Annotated in this window: 21 protein-coding genes and 1 tRNA gene; 13 read left to right on the forward strand and 9 right to left on the reverse strand. The window is 44.6% G+C overall.

Annotated elements, in window-relative coordinates; genetic code table 11:
• The first annotated feature begins 45 nt into the window (after nucleotides 1-45).
• From CLV59_RS00855 to CLV59_RS00865, 3 genes are read left to right on the forward strand one after another with little or no spacing between them, the layout of a single operon-like run.
• A complete protein-coding gene (locus CLV59_RS00855; RefSeq protein ID WP_111590116.1) occupies nucleotides 46-420 on the forward strand; it encodes a VOC family protein in 375 nt (124 codons plus the stop codon).
• On the forward strand, nucleotides 417-1,106 hold the full coding sequence (locus CLV59_RS00860) for a class I SAM-dependent methyltransferase (protein ID WP_111590117.1): 690 nt from the start codon (nucleotides 417-419) through the stop codon (nucleotides 1,104-1,106). Before CLV59_RS00855 ends, CLV59_RS00860 begins: the two co-directional genes overlap by 4 nt.
• An 8-nt stretch (nucleotides 1,107-1,114) precedes the next feature.
• Nucleotides 1,115-1,675, forward strand: a complete 561-nt coding sequence (locus tag CLV59_RS00865) for a hypothetical protein (protein ID WP_111590118.1) — start codon at nucleotides 1,115-1,117, stop codon at nucleotides 1,673-1,675.
• On the opposite strand, the gene CLV59_RS29145 is transcribed toward CLV59_RS00865, so the two are convergent.
• Nucleotides 1,676-2,038: a hypothetical protein gene (locus CLV59_RS29145; protein WP_245950794.1), complete on the reverse strand. Its 363-nt coding sequence runs from the start codon at nucleotides 2,036-2,038 to the stop codon at nucleotides 1,676-1,678.
• Here CLV59_RS29145 and bla point away from each other — a divergent pair.
• From bla to CLV59_RS00890, 5 genes are all read left to right on the forward strand, one after another.
• Nucleotides 1,986-2,741 (forward strand): class A beta-lactamase, encoded by a 756-nt coding sequence (bla, locus tag CLV59_RS00870; RefSeq protein ID WP_245950784.1) that lies wholly within the window; start codon nucleotides 1,986-1,988, stop codon nucleotides 2,739-2,741. The genes CLV59_RS29145 and bla overlap by 53 nt on opposite strands.
• A gap of 51 nt (nucleotides 2,742-2,792) precedes the next feature.
• Nucleotides 2,793-3,287, forward strand: a complete 495-nt coding sequence (locus CLV59_RS00875) for a hypothetical protein (RefSeq protein WP_111590120.1) — start codon at nucleotides 2,793-2,795, stop codon at nucleotides 3,285-3,287.
• A 3-nt stretch (nucleotides 3,288-3,290) separates the two neighbouring features.
• Nucleotides 3,291-3,638, forward strand: coding sequence for a hypothetical protein (locus tag CLV59_RS00880; protein WP_111590121.1), 348 nt, complete (start codon nucleotides 3,291-3,293; stop codon nucleotides 3,636-3,638).
• Nucleotides 3,639-3,648: 10 nt separating this feature from the next.
• The gene (locus CLV59_RS00885; protein ID WP_111590122.1) at nucleotides 3,649-4,368 is read left to right on the forward strand and encodes an ATP-grasp domain-containing protein; all 720 of its coding nucleotides are present in this window, start codon (nucleotides 3,649-3,651) and stop codon (nucleotides 4,366-4,368) included.
• A 114-nt stretch (nucleotides 4,369-4,482) separates the two neighbouring features.
• A complete protein-coding gene (locus tag CLV59_RS00890) occupies nucleotides 4,483-5,187 on the forward strand; it encodes a DUF1028 domain-containing protein (RefSeq protein ID WP_245950732.1) in 705 nt (234 codons plus the stop codon).
• A gap of 82 nt (nucleotides 5,188-5,269) precedes the next feature.
• On the opposite strand, the gene CLV59_RS00895 is transcribed toward CLV59_RS00890, so the two are convergent.
• Nucleotides 5,270-5,932 (reverse strand): hypothetical protein, encoded by a 663-nt coding sequence (locus CLV59_RS00895; RefSeq protein ID WP_111590124.1) that lies wholly within the window; start codon nucleotides 5,930-5,932, stop codon nucleotides 5,270-5,272.
• Between the two features lie 206 nt (nucleotides 5,933-6,138).
• On the opposite strand from CLV59_RS00895, the gene CLV59_RS00900 reads away from it, so the two are divergent.
• On the forward strand, nucleotides 6,139-6,702 hold the full coding sequence (locus CLV59_RS00900; RefSeq protein WP_111590125.1) for a collagen-like protein: 564 nt from the start codon (nucleotides 6,139-6,141) through the stop codon (nucleotides 6,700-6,702).
• 156 nt (nucleotides 6,703-6,858) lie between these two features.
• Here CLV59_RS00900 and CLV59_RS00905 read toward each other — a convergent pair.
• Both CLV59_RS00905 and CLV59_RS00910 read right to left on the reverse strand, forming a co-directional pair.
• Nucleotides 6,859-6,932, reverse strand: a tRNA-Met gene (locus CLV59_RS00905).
• Nucleotides 6,933-7,057: 125 nt separating this feature from the next.
• Entirely contained in the window at nucleotides 7,058-9,592 is a 2,535-nt protein-coding gene (locus tag CLV59_RS00910; protein ID WP_111590126.1) for a mechanosensitive ion channel family protein, read from the reverse strand.
• A gap of 117 nt (nucleotides 9,593-9,709) precedes the next feature.
• On the opposite strand from CLV59_RS00910, the gene CLV59_RS00915 reads away from it, so the two are divergent.
• A complete protein-coding gene (locus CLV59_RS00915; RefSeq protein WP_111590127.1) occupies nucleotides 9,710-11,287 on the forward strand; it encodes a glycerol-3-phosphate dehydrogenase/oxidase in 1,578 nt (525 codons plus the stop codon).
• A gap of 21 nt (nucleotides 11,288-11,308) precedes the next feature.
• Here CLV59_RS00915 and CLV59_RS00920 read toward each other — a convergent pair whose 3' ends face one another.
• The 4 genes from CLV59_RS00920 to CLV59_RS00935 are packed head-to-tail and all read right to left on the reverse strand — an operon-like array spanning nucleotide 11,309 to nucleotide 13,465.
• On the reverse strand, nucleotides 11,309-11,899 hold the full coding sequence (locus CLV59_RS00920) for a nitroreductase family protein (RefSeq protein WP_211323696.1): 591 nt from the start codon (nucleotides 11,897-11,899) through the stop codon (nucleotides 11,309-11,311).
• 11 nt (nucleotides 11,900-11,910) lie between these two features.
• Entirely contained in the window at nucleotides 11,911-12,345 is a 435-nt protein-coding gene (locus CLV59_RS00925) for an acyl-CoA thioesterase (protein WP_111590128.1), read from the reverse strand.
• A gap of 21 nt (nucleotides 12,346-12,366) precedes the next feature.
• The gene (gene rdgB, locus CLV59_RS00930; protein WP_111590129.1) at nucleotides 12,367-12,948 is read right to left on the reverse strand and encodes an RdgB/HAM1 family non-canonical purine NTP pyrophosphatase; all 582 of its coding nucleotides are present in this window, start codon (nucleotides 12,946-12,948) and stop codon (nucleotides 12,367-12,369) included.
• Nucleotides 12,949-12,964: 16 nt separating this feature from the next.
• Nucleotides 12,965-13,465 carry a hypothetical protein gene (locus tag CLV59_RS00935; RefSeq protein WP_111590130.1) on the reverse strand — a complete coding sequence of 167 codons (501 nt, stop codon included), beginning with the start codon at nucleotides 13,463-13,465 and terminating at the stop codon, nucleotides 12,965-12,967.
• 130 nt (nucleotides 13,466-13,595) lie between these two features.
• On the opposite strand from CLV59_RS00935, the gene CLV59_RS00940 reads away from it, so the two are divergent.
• From CLV59_RS00940 to rpsG, 3 genes are all read left to right on the forward strand, one after another.
• A complete protein-coding gene (locus CLV59_RS00940; RefSeq protein WP_111590131.1) occupies nucleotides 13,596-14,693 on the forward strand; it encodes a branched-chain amino acid aminotransferase in 1,098 nt (365 codons plus the stop codon).
• Nucleotides 14,694-15,009: 316 nt separating this feature from the next.
• On the forward strand, nucleotides 15,010-15,390 hold the full coding sequence (rpsL, locus tag CLV59_RS00945) for a 30S ribosomal protein S12 (protein ID WP_012789278.1): 381 nt from the start codon (nucleotides 15,010-15,012) through the stop codon (nucleotides 15,388-15,390).
• Between the two features lie 31 nt (nucleotides 15,391-15,421).
• On the forward strand, nucleotides 15,422-15,889 hold the full coding sequence (gene rpsG / locus CLV59_RS00950) for a 30S ribosomal protein S7 (RefSeq protein WP_111590132.1): 468 nt from the start codon (nucleotides 15,422-15,424) through the stop codon (nucleotides 15,887-15,889).
• Nucleotides 15,890-16,233: 344 nt separating this feature from the next.
• Here rpsG and CLV59_RS00955 read toward each other — a convergent pair whose 3' ends face one another.
• Nucleotides 16,234-19,158, reverse strand: coding sequence for a beta strand repeat-containing protein (locus tag CLV59_RS00955; RefSeq protein WP_111590133.1), 2,925 nt, complete (start codon nucleotides 19,156-19,158; stop codon nucleotides 16,234-16,236).
• Between the last annotated feature and the right edge of the window lie 9 nt (nucleotides 19,159-19,167).

Consider the following 19,167-nt stretch of genomic DNA (forward strand, 5'->3'; position numbering starts at 1 on the left):
TTTATTTTACCTTCCATCCTGTTTAACATCTATCATTACCCAGTTATGCACATTCGAATAGCCCGACATACCACTTCCTTACAACCTGTAATCGACTTTTACACCCAACTCCTGGGATGTGAAATATTAGGTGATTTTAAAAATCATGATAACTACGACGGCGTTTTCATCGGTATCCCCGGGGAAAACTGGCATCTGGAGTTCACCATTTCAGATGAAAAGCCAGTACATACGCCAGATGAGGATGATTTGCTGGTATTTTATGGAGATAACTACCATGCCTATACGGAATTGGTAAAAAAAGCGCGATCGCTGAACATTCCCGAAGTGGAAGCCAAAAATCCTTACTGGACAAAGAATGGAACCACATTGTTAGATCCTGATGGGTTCAGGATTGTACTAACTTATAAGCAGAGATGAAAGGCCTTCTTTCAGAAGCTGAATTAATCTGGTCCCCGATAGTGGCGAATAATCGGATGAATCGTAAGAGAGTAGCCACCGGCGTGAACAGTTATGAGAAAGATTTGCGTTTCAATCCAAGTGCCTATCTGGATGAGCAATTGCTGGCTCAGTCCAATGTATCGTGGCTGGATCTGTGCTGTGGAGAAGGAAATGCATTACTGCAATATGCGCAATCTATTGCTGATAAAAGTTTACAGGACAAGGTGAATTTGGTAGGAATTGATTTGGTAGACGCGTTTCAGTCGGTACCACCTTCCATTCACTGTGTGAAATTCAGAACAGGGTCCCTGGTTGATATGTCCTATACCACTCAGTTTGATCTGATCACCTGTGTCCATGGATTACACTACATCGGAGATAAATTAAGCGTTTTAGCCACATTGCTGAAAGCCCTGCAACCGCATGGAATTTTCATAGCTAATCTGGATTTAAATAATATCAAACTACATGGCGACGCCAATCATCAATTCATAAAACAGCTCTTTAAGATTAACCGAATCTCCTATAATAGTCGGACTAAAATAGTACAATGTGAAGGCCCGAGAGACCTGCATCTCCCTATAACCTACTTAGGCGCCGATGACCAGGCCGGCCCTAATTATTCCGGCCAGGAAGCAGTGGATTCCTTTTATTCATCTTTTTAAAACATACGATGGGAATAGATATTGAATTAAATACTGATGCCGATGATCTCGTATATGATTTGGAGTATAACAGGGACGATGCCAACTTTTACAAATACAATTTGAGCAGAGGATTTTGTCGTATACTTCTTTATAGAGAACTGATAGATGGAGAACCAGAGCTGGATCAGATCGCAAGACTCACGGATACGGATGTCTCCGAATTTTATAAAATGGAAGCGTTTTTCAATGACCAGGAACTTTCCGCTGCATTGAAGAAAGTAAAGGTCATAGGAGAGCGAAAGCAGGCATTGCAAGACGCCATTCAAAGGATGTATGATCCCAATATTGATCGTGTCCTGGACACTGTCAATTCATTGATACAAAAGTTATCTGTGTTCAACCATTTCGCTCATTTATTGACGAATCCGGAAGCAGTTGAGCATGCTTACTATTTCAACAATTTTAATACAGATATTGGAAATGGATATATAGGAAATAACTTTGGCCAGGATCTGCGTAATTTCAAACGCTTTCTGGAGTATGCCAAAAGTAAAGGCGCTACCATGGCTTATTTCAGGTATGAATAATCAGGTTGTTGCCACTAGTGTCTGCTCTCCATGGTCGAGGTAAATATTGCCATTTTTTGCTTGAAGGAGTTTTAAGTATTTAGTGGGAGTATAAATTAAGCTAGAAAGGATTAAGAAGATTTCCTGAAAACTTATACTGCAAAAATTGGATATTGTAATCATTATGAAAAACGGAAAATCAATACTTATAAGCCTCATTGGGGCTGTTATAACCCAGTTTGCTATTCCTGCCTTTGCCCAACAATCATTACGAGCAGAAATAGCCGCTATAGCCGGAAAAATACCTGCTAAAGTAGGTGTGTCGGTCCGGGTGTTGGAAACGAATGATACCATTTCTTTTAATCGGGACTTACGTCTGCCCATGCAGAGCGTTTATAAATTTCCCATTTCGATGGCAGTTTTAGATCAGGTAGACAAGGGTCGGCTGACGCTCCATCAACCCATTAAGATTGAGAAGGCGGATCTTACTACTGATGGCGTTAGTCCATTGCGCGACAAATATCCGAATGGTGGCGTGAGTCTCACCATAGATGAGTTACTCGATTATAACATCCGTTCCAGCGATGGCAGCGCCTGCGATATCTTGTTGAAGGTACTTGGTGGCCCTGCGGCTGCGAATAAATACATACATCAATTAGGGATCAAGGATATTAATATTGCTACTACAGAAGAGGCTCAGGTGCAACAAAATGATGCGAAAACCCAATATAAGAACTGGTGTACGCCGTCGGCGATGACCTTGCTCCTGGAAAAGTTCTATCTGAAACCCTTGCTCTCAGATTCCAGTAAACGCTACCTTTACCATCTGATGGCCACTTCTGGCCCTGGTAAAAGACGCCTGAAAGCGCAATTACCTGCGGGCACAGAGATCGCCCATAAAACAGGTACTTCCTGGACTATAGAGGGCATTACCGCCGCTACGAACGATGCAGGAATAATTACGCTCCCGAATGGGAAACATGTTGCTATAACGGTGTTTGTTTCAGACGCAAAAGCCAGTGAAGCGGAGCGGGAAGGAACGATTGCCGCCATTGCAAAAGCAGTATGGGATGCATACTCTAAGTAAGAAACTAATTAATATACAGATGGAAGAGGATTCTTCCCAAGAAATAATAGCATGAACGAGCAAACAGCATTTCCGCCGGTACCTGAATGGAAACCAGATCTTCCGGTTGACATAGACCAGATCTTAGAGAAAGTAAAGTATTACACAGATGAGAAGATCCAATTTGCCATCTTCAAGAATGGCACCGTTACCTATTTCGGAGAAGAAGTAGAGAACATCCGGGAAAGTGCTGTTGCCATACTGGAGCAGATTTTTAATTATCATCCTGATTTTGCACCTCGATTTATGGATGATCGCAATATCATTATCGAGTATAGTCAGCCTGCATTCACATTGGTTTTCGAAGAGGAAATAAATCAACACTGGGATTACATCGAAGCTAATCACCAAAAAGGGATCTGCAAAGATGAAGTGCTCGTTGATGATCAGGGCCGACAGAATGTTTTCGACAGAATTGGTAAGATCTGCCTTTTCGGACGCGCACAGATGTTCATGGATGCACAGGCACCGGAAGTAGTAAAAATATTTGAACCCAGGAAAGCATAAAACATGAACCCCCAAAGAGATAAAAGAAGAATCATCACTTATCCGCCCGAAACCCTAAGAACCTTCAGGGTATCAGCATATGAGTGGATTGATAACCTGAACTTCACCATCAGGCCGGAAGAGTGTCTGGATAATGCAAGCGAATATGTCAATATTGCGAAGGAACTGTTTTTGGAAGCAGGCTGGGATGGAGATGGAGAGGTGGAGTTAATGTGGGTTCCTCCATTTATGTTCGATGAGCAGCAGGAGGAAGTGACGACGGCAGGTATTACATTCTGGCATGTGAAACAGCTGGAAGATGGGACGTCCTGGTTATTATCACCGATAAAACTGCCATTTGAGCGATATTAAAACTGCCCCAATGAATAATCCTATCACCCTGTTAATACCTGAAAAAACTGATGTGGAATTTGACCAGGTCGTTACCGCTTGGACGAACAAAGGAGGCCAGATTAGACGATTAGGTAAGTATTGGATAAAGGACGAGTCTTTGAACCAACAGCCCATTGCAATATATGGCAATCAAACGTTTTCATTGGTCTTAGCCCAGATTTATAATGTCGCATTAGTCTCTCCGGACGATACTTTGATTGCTGCCCTGGATAAGAGCTGGACGAAGCGAGATATTAAGCTCAAAACAATAGAACAGGTATTGGATACCGATTTTCCAGTATTTATAAAGCCTGTTATCCCCAAGCTATTTCTTGCCGGTATTTTCCAAACACGTACCGATTTCCAACAGGTTATAAATGGTTTACAGCAAGAGGAACAACTCATTCTTTCCAGTATCATAGCGCCTATTCAGGCAGAAGCAAGATGCTTTGTAATGGATGGAATCATCAGGGATGTAGCCTTGTATGAAGGAGATGCTGATTTGAAAGAAGCACGTCACTTTTTGTCCAGCTTTATAGACAAGTTCAAAGATCAACTCCCGAATGTAGTAGTGGTGGATGTTGCTTATAATGAAGGATTGGGCTGGTTTGTGCTGGAGTTTAATGCATGCTGGGGAGCTGGACTTAATAATTGCGATGCGGAGAGTGTAATTGATTGTATCATTAGGGCAACAGAACCAGTGCTTTAATCCGCTGTATTATTACTGAGCTAAAAACACAGGGTATAGCGTTATTTTCATAGGGTTGGTTTGCAGACTTGATTTCGTAGATATCTCATCATAACTGCTGTATAAATGAAAAGAATGGCACGTTTAATCCTGATACTTGGTTTATTGCTGGTGGGAGTCAATAATGCCAACGCCACCTGGTCAATTATTATAATTGATCCCAAGACCAAAGAAATTGGTATTGCCGGCGCATCCTGTACGTTTAGTGTGTACGGCATCGGCGGAATTGTGCCTGGAAAAGGTGCAGTAGTAGTACAGGCAATGAGCAATAAGCAAGCAAGAAACAAGGGTCTTCAAATGGTGCTCGCAGACGCTTCCCCTGAAGAAATCCTGAATGCTATTAAAGATCCGTCTTTTGATCCTGAAGAACAACAGTATGCAGTGGTCTGTTTGAATAAGATCTATCAGCCACAAACTTACACCGGAACAAACACCACTACAGAGAAAGGGACAGTGACTTCTTCGGGAATTTCTATCCAGGGAAATACCCTCAGCAATAAAGAAATGCTGAATCAGATCTTAAAGGTGGCCCTTAAGGCCCAGAGAAAGGGATTGCCTGTTCAAGAGGTCTTAATGCTCGCCTTAGAGGCCGGTGCAGCATACGGTGGCGATAAGCGTTGTGGAGACAGAAAGGCTTCCAGTGCTTTTCTTACGGTAGCAAAAGAGAATGATGATCCCCAACATCCATTTCTAAATCTCATCATTAATCAAACTGATGAGACCTCAAATGCAGTTAAAACGCTGAGAAAAAAATTCGATCATTGGAAGGCGACTAATTAAATGCGGGATAGACAGCCCGGGGTTTATCTGTAATTGCCGGGAACTGCTAGTCTCAATCATGATAAAGACCATTCAATAAAAATTAAATTTCATCACCGTAAGGCTTCCACTCATGCGCGGTAGCTGGATGCTGCCATGGTAAAGTGGGAATGCATGGCGTTACATAGTGGTATATCTTATACAGTCCATAATCCTTATGCATGTGTATAGATAGAAACAGTGATAAATGCTTATAGGTATCCGCCCGGGTATACTCTTCAGATTCCACCGTGTAATAGGTCTTGCAAGTATGACAGGCTATTGTCCAAGTTGATTTACTTACATCTGGCTGATCCTTGGATGAATCGTATATCCGAAGATCATATCGATCCAGGTATTCATCACAGTAATCTTGTTTGCACTTATTATTGCAAAGCTGGAACCACTCCGTTAAAATAACAGGTGAGGCCTGATCGTCTATAAGCTTCCCACAGTGAGCGCATCCAATTCCTTTATTCTGATAGGAGTCCCAAAATGACCGGGAACGGCTGTCTTCCTCCCATTCTTGTGGATGATTATCCCATGGAACTTCCATAGTTCCATCGTTGGAATGAAATAACTCACAGTCTGGCATACTATGCCAGGTCATAAAGGTTTTTACATGGTGGTGCTGTAGTTGAAACCCTTCCCACTTGTATGCTTTTTGTGATCCCAACCAGATGAACTTTTTACAACTCAGACACCCTATGTGCATTTCAACTCCCATGATATATCTAATAGTTTTAATGCAATTATAGGAAACATAAGGAGTTCTTAATAAATTGACTATTGTTTTGTTACAATATTCAGTTTCAAAGAAATAGCAGCAGCCTCATTTTACTGGGCTTTCGCGCTATGAATTTTTGAGGAAATATGTAATTTGTGGCCCTAAATTGAAAATCCCTAATCATTCACCCCAACCCAATTTTCCATATGAAGAAGTATAAACTTATGCCATCGTTAGTCCTATTGTCAGGACTTTTTATCCTTATTTTCATGATTTCCTGCAGTAAAGAAGGCCCAGCAGGCCCAACTGGTCCTGCCGGTCCCGCTGGGCCCAAAGGAGATTCCAACTCCGGCACGGTGATCTACTCCGGATGGCTGGATGTACCGTATAAACCAGATACAGTACACAGAATAGGTGGTAAAATTGATACAATAGGTTACTTTGCTATTATTGATGCACCAAAACTCACGTTGGATTTATTGAGTACTGCGGAGGTAAAAGTATACCTCAATACCAGCAATCCAAGTGATCCTGTTATTTATTCGCTGCCTTATGTTGGAACTTCCGGCCTTAACATTCAGGTGTCGGTGTCCAAGCAGAAGATTCAATTGTATGCCAATGGGAACATGAGTACTTTCACTAATAATGGTATTAAGTATCAGCAATACCGCTATATGATTGTGCCAGGCAATGTACAGGCTAGATCTGCTGCCTCAGTAAATTGGTCGGATTATGCCTCGGTAAAATTGTATCTCGGATTAAACGACTAAAATGAGAAAGAAGGTGTTTCAATAATCGTTGAGGCGCCTTCTTGGCAAAAAAGTGAAGGTTATTAATTTGAGTTAATCGACCACCAAACCGACTACCATCCCCAAACGGAAAAGCCGCAAACCTTTTATAGTAAAAGATTTGCGGCTTTTTATCTGTAGCGAGATCGGGAGTTGAACCCGAGACCTTTGGGTTATGAATCCAACGCTCTAACCACCTGAGCTACCTCGCCATATTTTGTTTTGAGAGTCACCGCCGAAGCGCTATCCCCAAAACGGGAGTGCAAAGATAACGGCTAATAAATGAATAATCAAAATGTTAATGCAACTTTTTTTAAATTTTTTTTTGAAATCGCTATTAACCCTCATCGGAAGGAGCATCTTTTTCCCAGGATTTTAGGATGTCTTCATCAATACTTCGAATGTGTAAATCCCGCTGTGGATAAGGCAATTCAATGCCTGCCTTATTCAAAGCATCGTAGATGAATTCTAAAACATCACTCTGCAATGTACCCGCATTCCCCAAATCAGAAATCCAGAATAAAACTCTGAAATTAATGGAGTTATCAGCAAACTGACTCAGTAAAACCACAGGCGCAGGTATGGTTAATACACCTTCACGCCCAGGAAAGGCGCTGTATATGATCGTTTTCACCTGCTCCACTTCGCTGCCATAACCCACTCCAATCACCACCTCCACCCGACGGGTACGGTTACTCAATGTCCAGTTGATTAACTGCTGAGATATCAGCTCGCCATTCGGCACAATCACCTCTGAACCATCATAAGCGGATATCTTACTGGAACGTATCCCTATCTCCTTCACAATCCCCGACCGAGCTCCCAACTCTATCACATCGCCCACTTCTATCGGCTTCTCAAAAGCCAATATAATCCCCGATACCAGGTTATTGACAATATTCTGTAACCCAAATCCAATACCTACTCCCAACGCGCCAATAACAATAGTAATTTTATCCATAGGAATACCCGATGCGGAAAATGCGAGCAAGATACCTCCCGCAAGTACCGCCAGCCGAATCAATAACATGGCTGATCCCAGCTTGTTTTTCTTGCCTGTTGCCTGCTGACCGGATGTCCCGAATAAATACGAAATCAACTGGGAAACAATAAACGCTACCCAAATAACAAGCACAAATACGATAATACTGCTAAAAGAAAACTCCAGATTCCCCAACGTTCGCCCAGTGGAAAGGAACGATTGTATCCAATCATAAATATCTTCATAGACATACAAATTCCGCGATACCACCATCAGCCAGCCAACGAACGCCATCACGGTAAACAACGTACGAAGTTTACGTTGTACCTCCTGGAAATCTACAAAAGAGATAAAACTACTGCTACTCTTATTAGCCTCAATTTGCAAATACACCGCTTCCAGCAAAATGGAGGTAAGCATGTAAAGATTGACGGCCATCATCGTATTTACAACTGCGCTGGAACCTAGTATCTTAGCCAGATTCACCCTGGCAATGAGTACCATGAACAACGATAATCCCGCAGTAATGATATACAGTATAAACAACGGCCGCACAAATTTAGGCGCAGCAAATGTATGTATACTCTCTTCCCGCAAAAGCCGAAAACCCAGTATCAGCGAGAGAATAGCACCAACGAGAATGCCCCATTGCTCCGCATAGGTAATCTCTAACAACAAGTTATTCAGAGAGTATAACACCAACAATCCACCTAAAAATAACCAGTCCCGGAATAATTTCTCAGACAGTTCCTGATAGAAAATCCTGGAAACTGCCGCCAGAATAATCATCCAGGTCAATTCTGTATACAACACCGGATATCGGATAGATAATACCGCCGATAATGTAGAGATGAGTATTATCGTACTGGCAATCGGATATTTAAATAAATATTTGGAATGCTTCAGAATAGCCTCCGCTTCCTCTTTCTGATGCCGGATACGGATACGCCGGATGTTATAATAGGTCCACCAACCAAAGAGTACAGCCAGAATAATCCATATGAAAATGACCGGCCATTGAATGGAAAAAAATAACCCCAATACCTTCGTGCTCTTGTGTAGCGACTGCCGCGCTACATGTACAAAACTCAATGGGTTAATACTATCCCGATGCGGATTCCAGATATAACGGTAATCCCGGCTAAACATATGTGTGGTAAACAGTTGCAGCCGATAATTCATGTCTTCCAACAGATTACTGACATCGATATATCTGTTCGCCACTTTGTTCTGCAATAACCCTATTGTAATCAGATTAATCCTATTGGCACTGTCCACCGACCGGAACTTGGTAATCAGATTGGATAACTGCCCCACATAAAATCCATACAACTCATCCTCCGACGGTATATTCCGCATCGCCGTATCCCTGCGCAGTGAATGAATAGTATCATTGATGGCCACCAACTGATCATAATAGGAAAAGAGGATAGACTGCCAGGAACTCAGCTTGCGCTGCAATTGCTCCAACATAATTTTGTTGGTCTGGATATCGTTGAGATTCGGAGTCCTGGAAAGGCCGGCGATATTCATCTTCACAAGCGCCAGCGAACTATCTACCAACGGCAGATTGTCACTAATGGCCATCGTGTCAAATCCTTTTTTCAGAGAACTCATTTCCTGATTCAGTAACAAGGTGTAGTTCTCTATCCTGTTAATTAACAACGCGACTGTCGTATCTGAACGTCGAATCCCCGAACCATTGCTGGTATCTGCCGCCAGCCGCTTGAGATTCCGGCTGATAGTGGCACTGTCTATCGGCTTCAGGGTGTCATGTATCTGAGACGTAATGGGTACGGTTTTCTTCCGCTGTGCAAAGCTTTGCTGGCAAAACAGTAGCGTGAAACAACAGGAAAGAAGTAAAAATATGGTGCTGTATCTGTTCTTCATGGTAGACTAGCGACATTTACAGGAACGCTTTTCAGCGGTTAAAAGTTTGCCGCTTCCAAACATTTGCTGCCCTGCATCGTTTTAGAAAAGATATCCACTGCCGGAAAAACGCTGTATATGAAAAGAGAAGAAATCGTTGCTACACTTAGAACTGACCTTCAGCCATGGGATATTATTGTAATCGGTGGCGGTGCTACCGGACTGGGAGCTGCCCTGGAAGCCGTTACCAGGGGCTATCGCACCCTACTCCTTGAACAAGTGGATTTTGCACAGTCTACTTCCAGTAAAAGTACCAAGCTGGTCCATGGCGGCGTTAGATACCTGGCACAGGGAGATGTCAGCCTGGTACGGGAAGCCAGCAAAGAAAGAGGCCTGCTGGCACGCAATGCGCCTCATTTAGTACGTAATCTGTCTTTTGTTATACCCACTTTCAACTGGTGGGAGAACCTGAAATACACCATCGGATTGAAAATGTATGATTGGCTGGCAGGGAGACTAAGTCTCGGTAAATCAAAACATATCTCCCGAACAGAAGCGCTGGAAAGACTTTCGACCCTGAAACCAGATAAGCTGGCAGGTGGCGTTCTGTACCACGATGGCCAGTTCGACGATAGCCGCCTCGCCGTTAACCTCGCTCAAACTATCGTAGACAAAGGCGGCACTGTCCTCAATTATATGCGGGTAACCACTTTACATAAAGATGAATTCGGACGCATTTCTGGTCTAACGGTAAGGGATATACTGGATGGGGGAGACGACATCTACTTAAACTCAAATGGCGTCATTAACGCTACAGGCGTGTTTGCGGATGATGTTCTGGAAATGGATAATCCTGCTGCGCCAAAATCCATTGCCGCCAGCCAGGGTGTACATGTTGTCCTGGACCGAAAATTCCTTCCTGGTCATGATGCCCTGATGATCCCCTCCACCAGCGACGGACGCGTGCTTTTCGCTGTTCCCTGGCACAATAAAGTCGTGGTGGGAACCACCGATACGCCCGTCAATACAATCTCATTGCAACCCCATGCCCTGGAAACTGAAATTAATTTCATCCTTACTACGGCCGATCAATACCTGGCCGCTCCTCCAAGTCGCGCAGACGTAAAGAGCGTATGGGCCGGCCTTCGCCCATTAGCCGCCGCTAAGGCCGAAGGACATAAAACCAAAGAGATTTCTCGCAGTCATAAAATCATTGTGGCGAACTCCCGCCTGATTACCATCATCGGTGGTAAATGGACGACCTATCGCCGTATGGGACAAGATGTGGTAGAAAAACTGGAAAAAGTACTGGTCTGGAAACCTACACAGTCGGTAACAGCTGAACTACCCATCCATGGCGCCATGAGCGGCGTTAACTGGGATGATCCCTGGTATTTTTACGGTAGTGATGCGGCCCGGATTCGCGATCTGGAAGCTAGTCAGCCGGAACTCAGCGAAATCCTGAGCAAAGAATTTGGGATTAGTAAATCACAGGTAGCATGGGCGGTTCGCGAGGAAATGGCCAGATCTGTGGAAGATTTCCTGGGTCGAAGGGTCAGACTCCTTTTCCTCGATGTGCAGGAGGCCATTCGTATAGCCCCTGCCGTTGCTGCTGTTATGGCCAGTGAGTTACGGAAAGACGAGAGCTGGATAGCCAGGCAACTGGAACACTTTAATGCAATTGCTGCCACCTACATAATAAAACCGGCGAACTGATATCGTTCGCCGGCAATTAGATTACATCCATTTTACTTTTTCTTCCGTTGGTTTTACCCTACGACCTGCAACTGCCGGCTCGTCGGTATATCCCAGATAGAAGAAGCCAAGTACCTGATCTTCATCTCCTAAGCCCAGATAATCTTTCATAGCCGGGTGGAAAGTCATACCGCCAGAACCCCAGTAAGCTGCAATATGGCGAGCCGTTGCGGCTAACCACATATTTTGTACGGCACATGCAACAGACGCTACTTCTTCCACCACAGGAATGTTTGGCTTGTTACCACGTTTCATGCAAATAGCTATTACGTGAGACGCGAGATCACCCTGCGTCTTCAGCTTATCATAGTTACCAGCGATGTACTTTTCAGCAGGTGTATACTGCTTGTACAAATCTGCATGGGCAGTACAGAATTCCTGTACTTTATCGCCACCATATACTACAAAGTACCAAGGCTCTGTGTAGCCGTGAGTGGGAGCCCAATCAGCCATCTGAAGCAATTCCTGAACGGTTTCGTTTGAGATTTTCTTACCGTTCATGCTCGTCGGCTTGATGTTACGTCTGCGACTAATTAAATTATCCACCAAAGTGGCTGCTGTTGTATCTACCATATTCTTTGTTTTTATTTTTCAAGACTGGCCTTCATTTCGTGCGACAGTCGAGCTACTTTACGTGTGTTATAATCAAAGCATACCATGCCGGTTTTACCTTCTGCTACAGCAATGGTTTTATCTTCCCGGGTAGTGGTGATGCGGTAATATAGTTCAAATCCGAAAGCGCTGAATTCAGCGGCAGTTACCTCCACTTTTAGTATATCCCCATGAAAGGCTTCTCCTTTATAAGTGATGGCTACATCGGCCATGATCAGGCCAGTATTCGTAGTATGATCCAGTTCTACATAACCCAGATGCATCAGATATTGCAGGCGGGATTCATGCATAATGCTCAGGATCGCATCATTGCCTACATGTCCACCGTAATTCACATCCTGTATTCTCACAGGTATATCGGTACTGAAACTGAAATTTGCAGGTAAATCGAGTTTAATTCTTGCCATTATTAGGTTTTAGGGAGATGATTATGCTTGAATAGTATTCAGGAAGGCGGCAAACTGATGGAAAGCCTTCGCACGGTGACTATACAGGTTCTTTTCTGCCATATCCATTTCTGCAAAAGCCTTGGTGGCTCCATCAGGCACAAAAATCGGATCATAGCCAAAGCCTTTTTCTCCTTTCACTTCAGTGGTAATAGTTCCGCTGCAAATACCTTCAAACTGGTACTCTTTGTTATCAAGAATCAGGGAAATCACCGTTCTGAACTGTGCAGCGCGATTCGTAACGCCTTGCATTTCCTGCAAAACTTTGGCAATATTATCTGCTGCCAGCTTTTGTTCTCCGGCATATCTTGCGGAGAGTACGCCAGGAGCGCCATCTAAAGCGTCTATTTCTAATCCGGTATCCTCCGAAAAGCAATTGGTATTGGTCATTCTGTGGATAACCTCCGACTTTTCCCGGGCGTTGGCCTCCAGCGTATCGTGCGGTTCCGGAATGTCAATATCTATACCTGCATCCTGTAGCGTAATGATTTCCAGATGATCGCCTACTAAAGATTTGAATTCCTTTACTTTATTCTCGTTGTTCGTCGCAAAAATTAATTTCATTCTAAAATATTTATAATCAAGCGATTGTTAATAATTGTTTGAGGCCGGACCAAAGCCTTGCTTTAAGTGCTTTATCCGTACCTATGATTTGCAGATGGTCTGAAAACAGTACTGCGCTCTCTCCAAGCGTAAATAACTGGTAGGAGGGAAGCTCATCTATAGAAAGTTGCTGTGGTGCAATCCCAAATACAACGGCTTGCTTTATTTTCAGTGACTGTTGCCAGTCGCGGAAGGTGAATTCCGGCTGTGAACTGATGTTAATAAGGGCTACATCCTGCATTCCCAGTTTACAAGCGTTTAATATATTGGTTAAGAGGTTGAATAATTCGTCGTTTAAATAGGGTTCACTTTCGTTTTGTATGAAGAGGGCAACGTTTTTTTGATTTTCTCCTAAATATTTGACTTTCGGCAGTGGTTTTTGCACAGGTGCAGCTTCCGGAGTTTTACCGGGAATCAGCGGCTGGGCAAAGAGTTTGGCCAAAAAGTAAGGGTCCAGTTGCAAATCTTCAAGTGACATAATTATTATAATAATTTATTATATGAAGGCCCCGCGTGGGGAAAAATCAGTTTATTTGCACAGTCGCGCCTTTTCAGGCAGTGACACACGCAACGAAAGTGTAAAAATATTGAGATAAAATTGATTAACCATGATGGTAGCTAAATCAACAGCAAGGGAAGAAGCTGTAAAGAAGATCAAAGTCACCAAAACAGAGCACAGCAGAGTAGGTGAGGTAGATTTTAATAATCTGGTTTTTGGGAAGAAATATGCAGACCACATGCTGGTAGCAGATTTCGACGGTAAAGAATGGGTCAATGCAGAAATTATCCCTTTCCAGAACTTTTCAGTGAGTCCTTCCAACGCTGCCTGGCACTATGGTCAGGCCATTTTTGAGGGTATCAAGGCATACAAAGATCAAGAGGGTAACCCAATGATCTTCCGCCCCTATGACAACTACAAACGTTTTAATCTTTCTGCGGAAAGAATGGGTATGCCTTCTGTTCCGGAATGGCTGTTCATTGGCGGATTAGATATGCTGATCGACCTGGATCGCAACTGGGTACCAACCGGAGAAGGTTGTTCCCTGTACCTGCGTCCTTTTATGATTGCAGCAGATGAGTTTATCGGGGTACGTCCTTCCGAGACTTACCGTTTCGCTATTATCAATTCTCCATCCGGACCATATTTCAACAAGCCTATCAAACTGCTGGTGCAGGATAAATATGTACGCGCATTTCCTGGTGGCGTAGGTTACGCAAAAGCTGCCGGTAACTATGGCGGCGCTATGTATCCTACAATGCAGGCGCGTAAAGAGGGCTACGACCAAATCCTCTGGGTAGATGGCTATGAGCATAAATACCTGCAGGAATGCGGTACCATGAACGTATTTGCTATCATTGGCAACACGGCAATAACGCCAGATCTGTCTCAAGGTACTATCCTGGAAGGGGTTACCCGTGACAGCGTGATGGAAGTTCTCCGCGATATGGGCCTGACAATCGAAGAACGCCCGATCTCCATTGACGAAATCGTTACTGCATATAATAATGGTACCCTCCGCGAAGTCTTCGGTACAGGCACCGCTGCGAGTGTGGCTTATGTAGAAGAACTGGATTACAAAGACAATCAGCTGAAACTGGATACTACTAAATATGAAGTAGGTGCTGAAGTAATCCGCCGCCTGGATGGCATCCGTACTGGTAAAGCAGCGGATACCCGCGATTGGAATTACATAGTAGGTGAATAATCAGCCTGTTATATAATGTTATTAATAGAGACTTATGTCCCTCGGGAGACATAAGTCTTTATTTTTAGAGGGCCTGGGAATTTTTTATGGTAGATTAATTGAGAAATCATACCTTTGCGTTCCGGTTAAAGGTAAGCGTATCAATTACCTTGGACCCAAAGCCACTTCCGGGGTAGTTGCACCCATCGACGGTGTGACAAAAAATTTTCGAAACAATTTTGTTATTCACACATATAGTTTTACCTTTGCCGTCCCAAAATTCCCATATGGGAAATTTGGATGTCATTGTAAACAGACATAAAAAACTAGGTAAAGAATGCCTACTATACAACAATTAGTAAGAAAAGGAAGAGAAATTATCCGGGCTAAGTCCAAGTCCAGGGCATTAGATAGCTGCCCTCAGCGCCGTGGCGTTTGTACTCGTGTATACACTACTACGCCTAAAAAACCTAACTCCGCATTGCGTAAAGTTGCGAAAGTGCGTTTAACAAACAAAGTTGAGGTGATTGCCTATATCCCAGGTGAAGGTCATAACCTCCAGGAGCACTCTATCGTACTGATCCGTGGTGGAAGGGTAAAAGATTTACCAGGTGTTCGTTACCACATCGTTCGCGGTTCTTTGGATACTGCAGGTGTGAAAGACAGAAAGCAGAGCCGTTCCAAGTATGGTACCAAAAAGGAAAAGGCTAAAAAATAATAATTATAACTAGTAGTAATTTTCAATATAAATGAGAAAGCAAGCTGCAAAGAAATTGCCTCTGGCTCCTGATCCAAGATTTAATGACAAGCTGGTTACCCGCTTTGTTAATAATGTTATGGAGCAAGGAAAAAAGAGCATTGCCTATAAAATTTTCTACGATGCTGTGGATAAAGTGAGCCAAATGACCGGCGAAAACGGTTACGAGGTTTGGAGAAAAGCATTGACTAACGTAACTCCTGCTGTAGAAGTTAGAAGCCGTCGTATCGGTGGTGCTACCTTCCAGATCCCTGCTGAGGTTCGTCCAGATAGAAAAGTATCTCTGAGCATCAAATGGTTAGTTCGTTACGCTGGCGAAAGAAACGGTAAGAGCATGGCTGACAAGCTGGCGAATGAAATCGTAGCTGCAAGCAAAGGTGAAGGCGCTGCTTTCAAAAAGAAAGAAGATACTCACCGTATGGCTGAAGCTAACAAAGCTTTCTCTCACTTCAGAGTATAGTTCTTGCCTCCGGGCAAACTCAATATATTTGGCGAACAGTTCTGTTATCGGAACTGTTCGCCTTTTTGTGCTTTAAGCCCCAAGGTAAACAACATACCTTCCTCAGCCCTCATGTCATACCTAATAAGCCCCCTAAGAGAAAATGATGATATTTGTTAGCCGACTATTCAATGCCGCCAAAGTGGCTGCCCTAGCCTTTCTGTGCCAATAGAACCCACTCCCGGCAACCAAATCCGCGTCTCCCTGAAATCCTCAACAACAATTACCAGCGTCCTCCCAATATATACACATAAGAAAACCGGACACTGAAAGTGCCCGGCCCATTTATGCTATACAAAACACTACTACTTTACATTTACCAGTACCCGAATCCTTCCTTCGCCCACCTTCAGCTCCTCCAACGCCTTACCAATCGCCTGTCCCGGTTTTAACTTATTCAAGTCCGCCTTCATCGCATACCCGGCCCTACTGGCCGTTACAAGGATATCCCCACGATGAATTTCACCTCCCTCATCACATACCTTAGTAGGAATGACCCCTACCACACCCATAGGAACCTTATCGGAAAGATCCGCATCTATGTGTTCTTCCGTCATTAATACACCCGGTTTGGTCGCATATACCCCAGCTACCAGTGTAGAATATGCCTCATTCGACTTTACAACCGTTCTGTCTTTTTCAACATCAATGATCAACACATCCCCAGGTTCATAGGAAGATATATCACCACTAACATCAAAAGCCTCCGCCATATCGGCGCCACCCAATTGCGTACCACCGTTAAAATATCCTCTGCCAGCCCGACTAACACGCGCCACATTAGAACCGCCTGTTTGAAAAATTGCGAGGTCACCATTTGATCCGGTATGATTTACTAACAGGCCAGTTCCCTGGCCATTGTTTACTACCTGCACTGCAATACCAAAACCACTGGTACTAGTGTGTTCAAAATAGCCGGCATAGCCCCCCGTTCCGGATGCTACTCCATATATGCCAGCTGCCCCGCCATTACCAAACATACTGTTTACTTCACCACGTACACCCGCGCCAATACTCATTGTGTTGTTGACAAAGAAGTTCCCTGCGTTCCCCAGAGAGTGATCTGATACTACTCCCGACCCGGTATTAACCACCTGTAGCGTATTATCAATATTCGAATTATTAAAGGTTTGAATCAATACGGCATTGCCACTGGTACCTGTATGGTTCAATATCGCTCCTTGTCCCTGTCCGGCGCTCGTTACATATAAGGCCGGTCCGAATCCTGTACTGCTGGAATGCTCAAAATAGCCGCCATATCCGCCTGATCCGGAAGCTACGCCATATACCCCTGCCGTTCCATTATTACTGAAAATACTATTTACCTCACCCCGAACCCCGGCGCCAACACCATTCTTATTGTTCATAAAGAAATTGCCAGCATTGCCCTGGCTGTGGTCCATGACCACTCCCTCCCCGTTATTTACTACTTCCAGGGCATTATTTGTATTGGCACTGTTGATATTCTCAAAAAAGGCCGCTCTGCCTGTAGAACTATTCAGTCCAACCCGGCCAGCTACACCAGCGGAAGTACCAGATGTATTGGCTGAAATAAAGCCATATACGCCATATCCGCTGCCTTCATTACGACCCACAACAGTGCCTATACCGGCCGCAGAATTTCCCCTTCCTGTTACCGCTTCTCCTCCGCCTGTGTTATCCCCAACAACGCCACCTCCTGAAATACTGGTAGTAGTGCCATGTATGGCAAATCCCGTACTTCCTGTTGCATCAACACCATTGCCACCACCAGCAGTGGTGACTACCACTGTACTGATATTATTCGCACTATTCAGATTCTCAAACTTACCTGCCATACCTGTACTACCACCTACGCCAACACGACCCAATACGCCGGCCCCATTCCCGGAAGCATCCGTAGCCACAAACCCCTGTACGCCATAACCAGGACCGTCATTCCGACCTACCACCGCGCCTGTTGGAGTACCGCTGTTACTCGTGGTAAGCCCTGTTACAGCCTCCCCGCCAGTTGTATGATGCCCAAGAACACCTGCTCCTGATAGGACACTGGATGTTGCATTCACGCCACTTCCTCCTGTACTGGTGGAAGTAATGGCATTGCCGCTACCGTTTGTAGTTACTATCAACGCATTATTTGTATTGGCATTATTAGAAATGGCAATATTGACAGGTATACCTGTTGTACTGGTGGCAAATAGCCCTGTTCCCGAGTTGGAATTGGCATACGCGCCATACCCAGCTCCCGTGGCATTTCCATAAATGCCAATACCAGTTGTGGCGGTACCATATACTCCCCAGCCTGAGCCATTCTGAGAGCCCCAGACGCCTATTCCAAGTCCTCCCGTACCGTTATTGATTCCTCTCACAGCCGTGGAAAAACCGCCTGGAGCTGTAGAGGATATCGTACCACGAATGGCGGAGATATTGGCAGATGTGGAGTTTGCAACACCCTCCAACTGCGTACCATCGCCGTTGTTCGTCAGGGAGAACAGTGTAGCAGGAAGATTAAAGGTATTCGCATATGGAATCGTAAAACTTCCACTACCAGCGGCCGGTCCCCAATTAGTACCATCAAAAGTGAGTACCTGTCCCGCTGTCGGGGCAGTATTGGTTACTGGGTTCCCCTGGATTTTTGCAACAGTTGGATTAGGATACGTACCACTAAGATCTCCTCCTGCTGCAATACCAGAAATGGTACCCGCAGGTCCCTGTGGTCCTTGTACGCCTGCTGGTCCTATAGGTCCAATTGGCCCCACTGCTCCTACGGGTCCCTGTGCCCCAGCAGGTCCAACAGGTCCCGCCGGTCCCGCATCTCCTTTAGGCCCTACTGGCCCCGGCGCACTGTTCGCTGCGTAAAGAGAGAACGGCACACTCATTAACTGTGAAGTACCTAATTCTGAAAAATTACTGCCGCCGGTAGATACTTCCACCCGCAGATATTGATTGGCCTGTGCCCACGGAATTGCAGCGAAAGTGCCGCTCACAGGCGATCCTTTACCGATCTGCAATGTGAACAGACCCAGTTGATTCGTGGTAACATCCTGTGTTTCCTGATACTGCACATTGCCGGCAGGAGAGCCACTGAGGACAGTAAATCTCACTTGCAACGACTGGTTGGGAAGAGTGGTACCATTCGCATTCCGCGCCACCGCCTGATAGTTGATGCCACTCAGGCCGCTCTGGGCTTGAGATTGTAGCTGCAATAGCGCTAGCAGGATGAAGGTGTATAGTAAAAGTTTCCTTTTCATACTGAAGTA

The organism is Chitinophaga dinghuensis, assembly GCF_003259435.1.
In the GTDB taxonomy this organism is placed as follows: Bacteria; Bacteroidota; Bacteroidia; order Chitinophagales; family Chitinophagaceae; genus Chitinophaga; species Chitinophaga dinghuensis.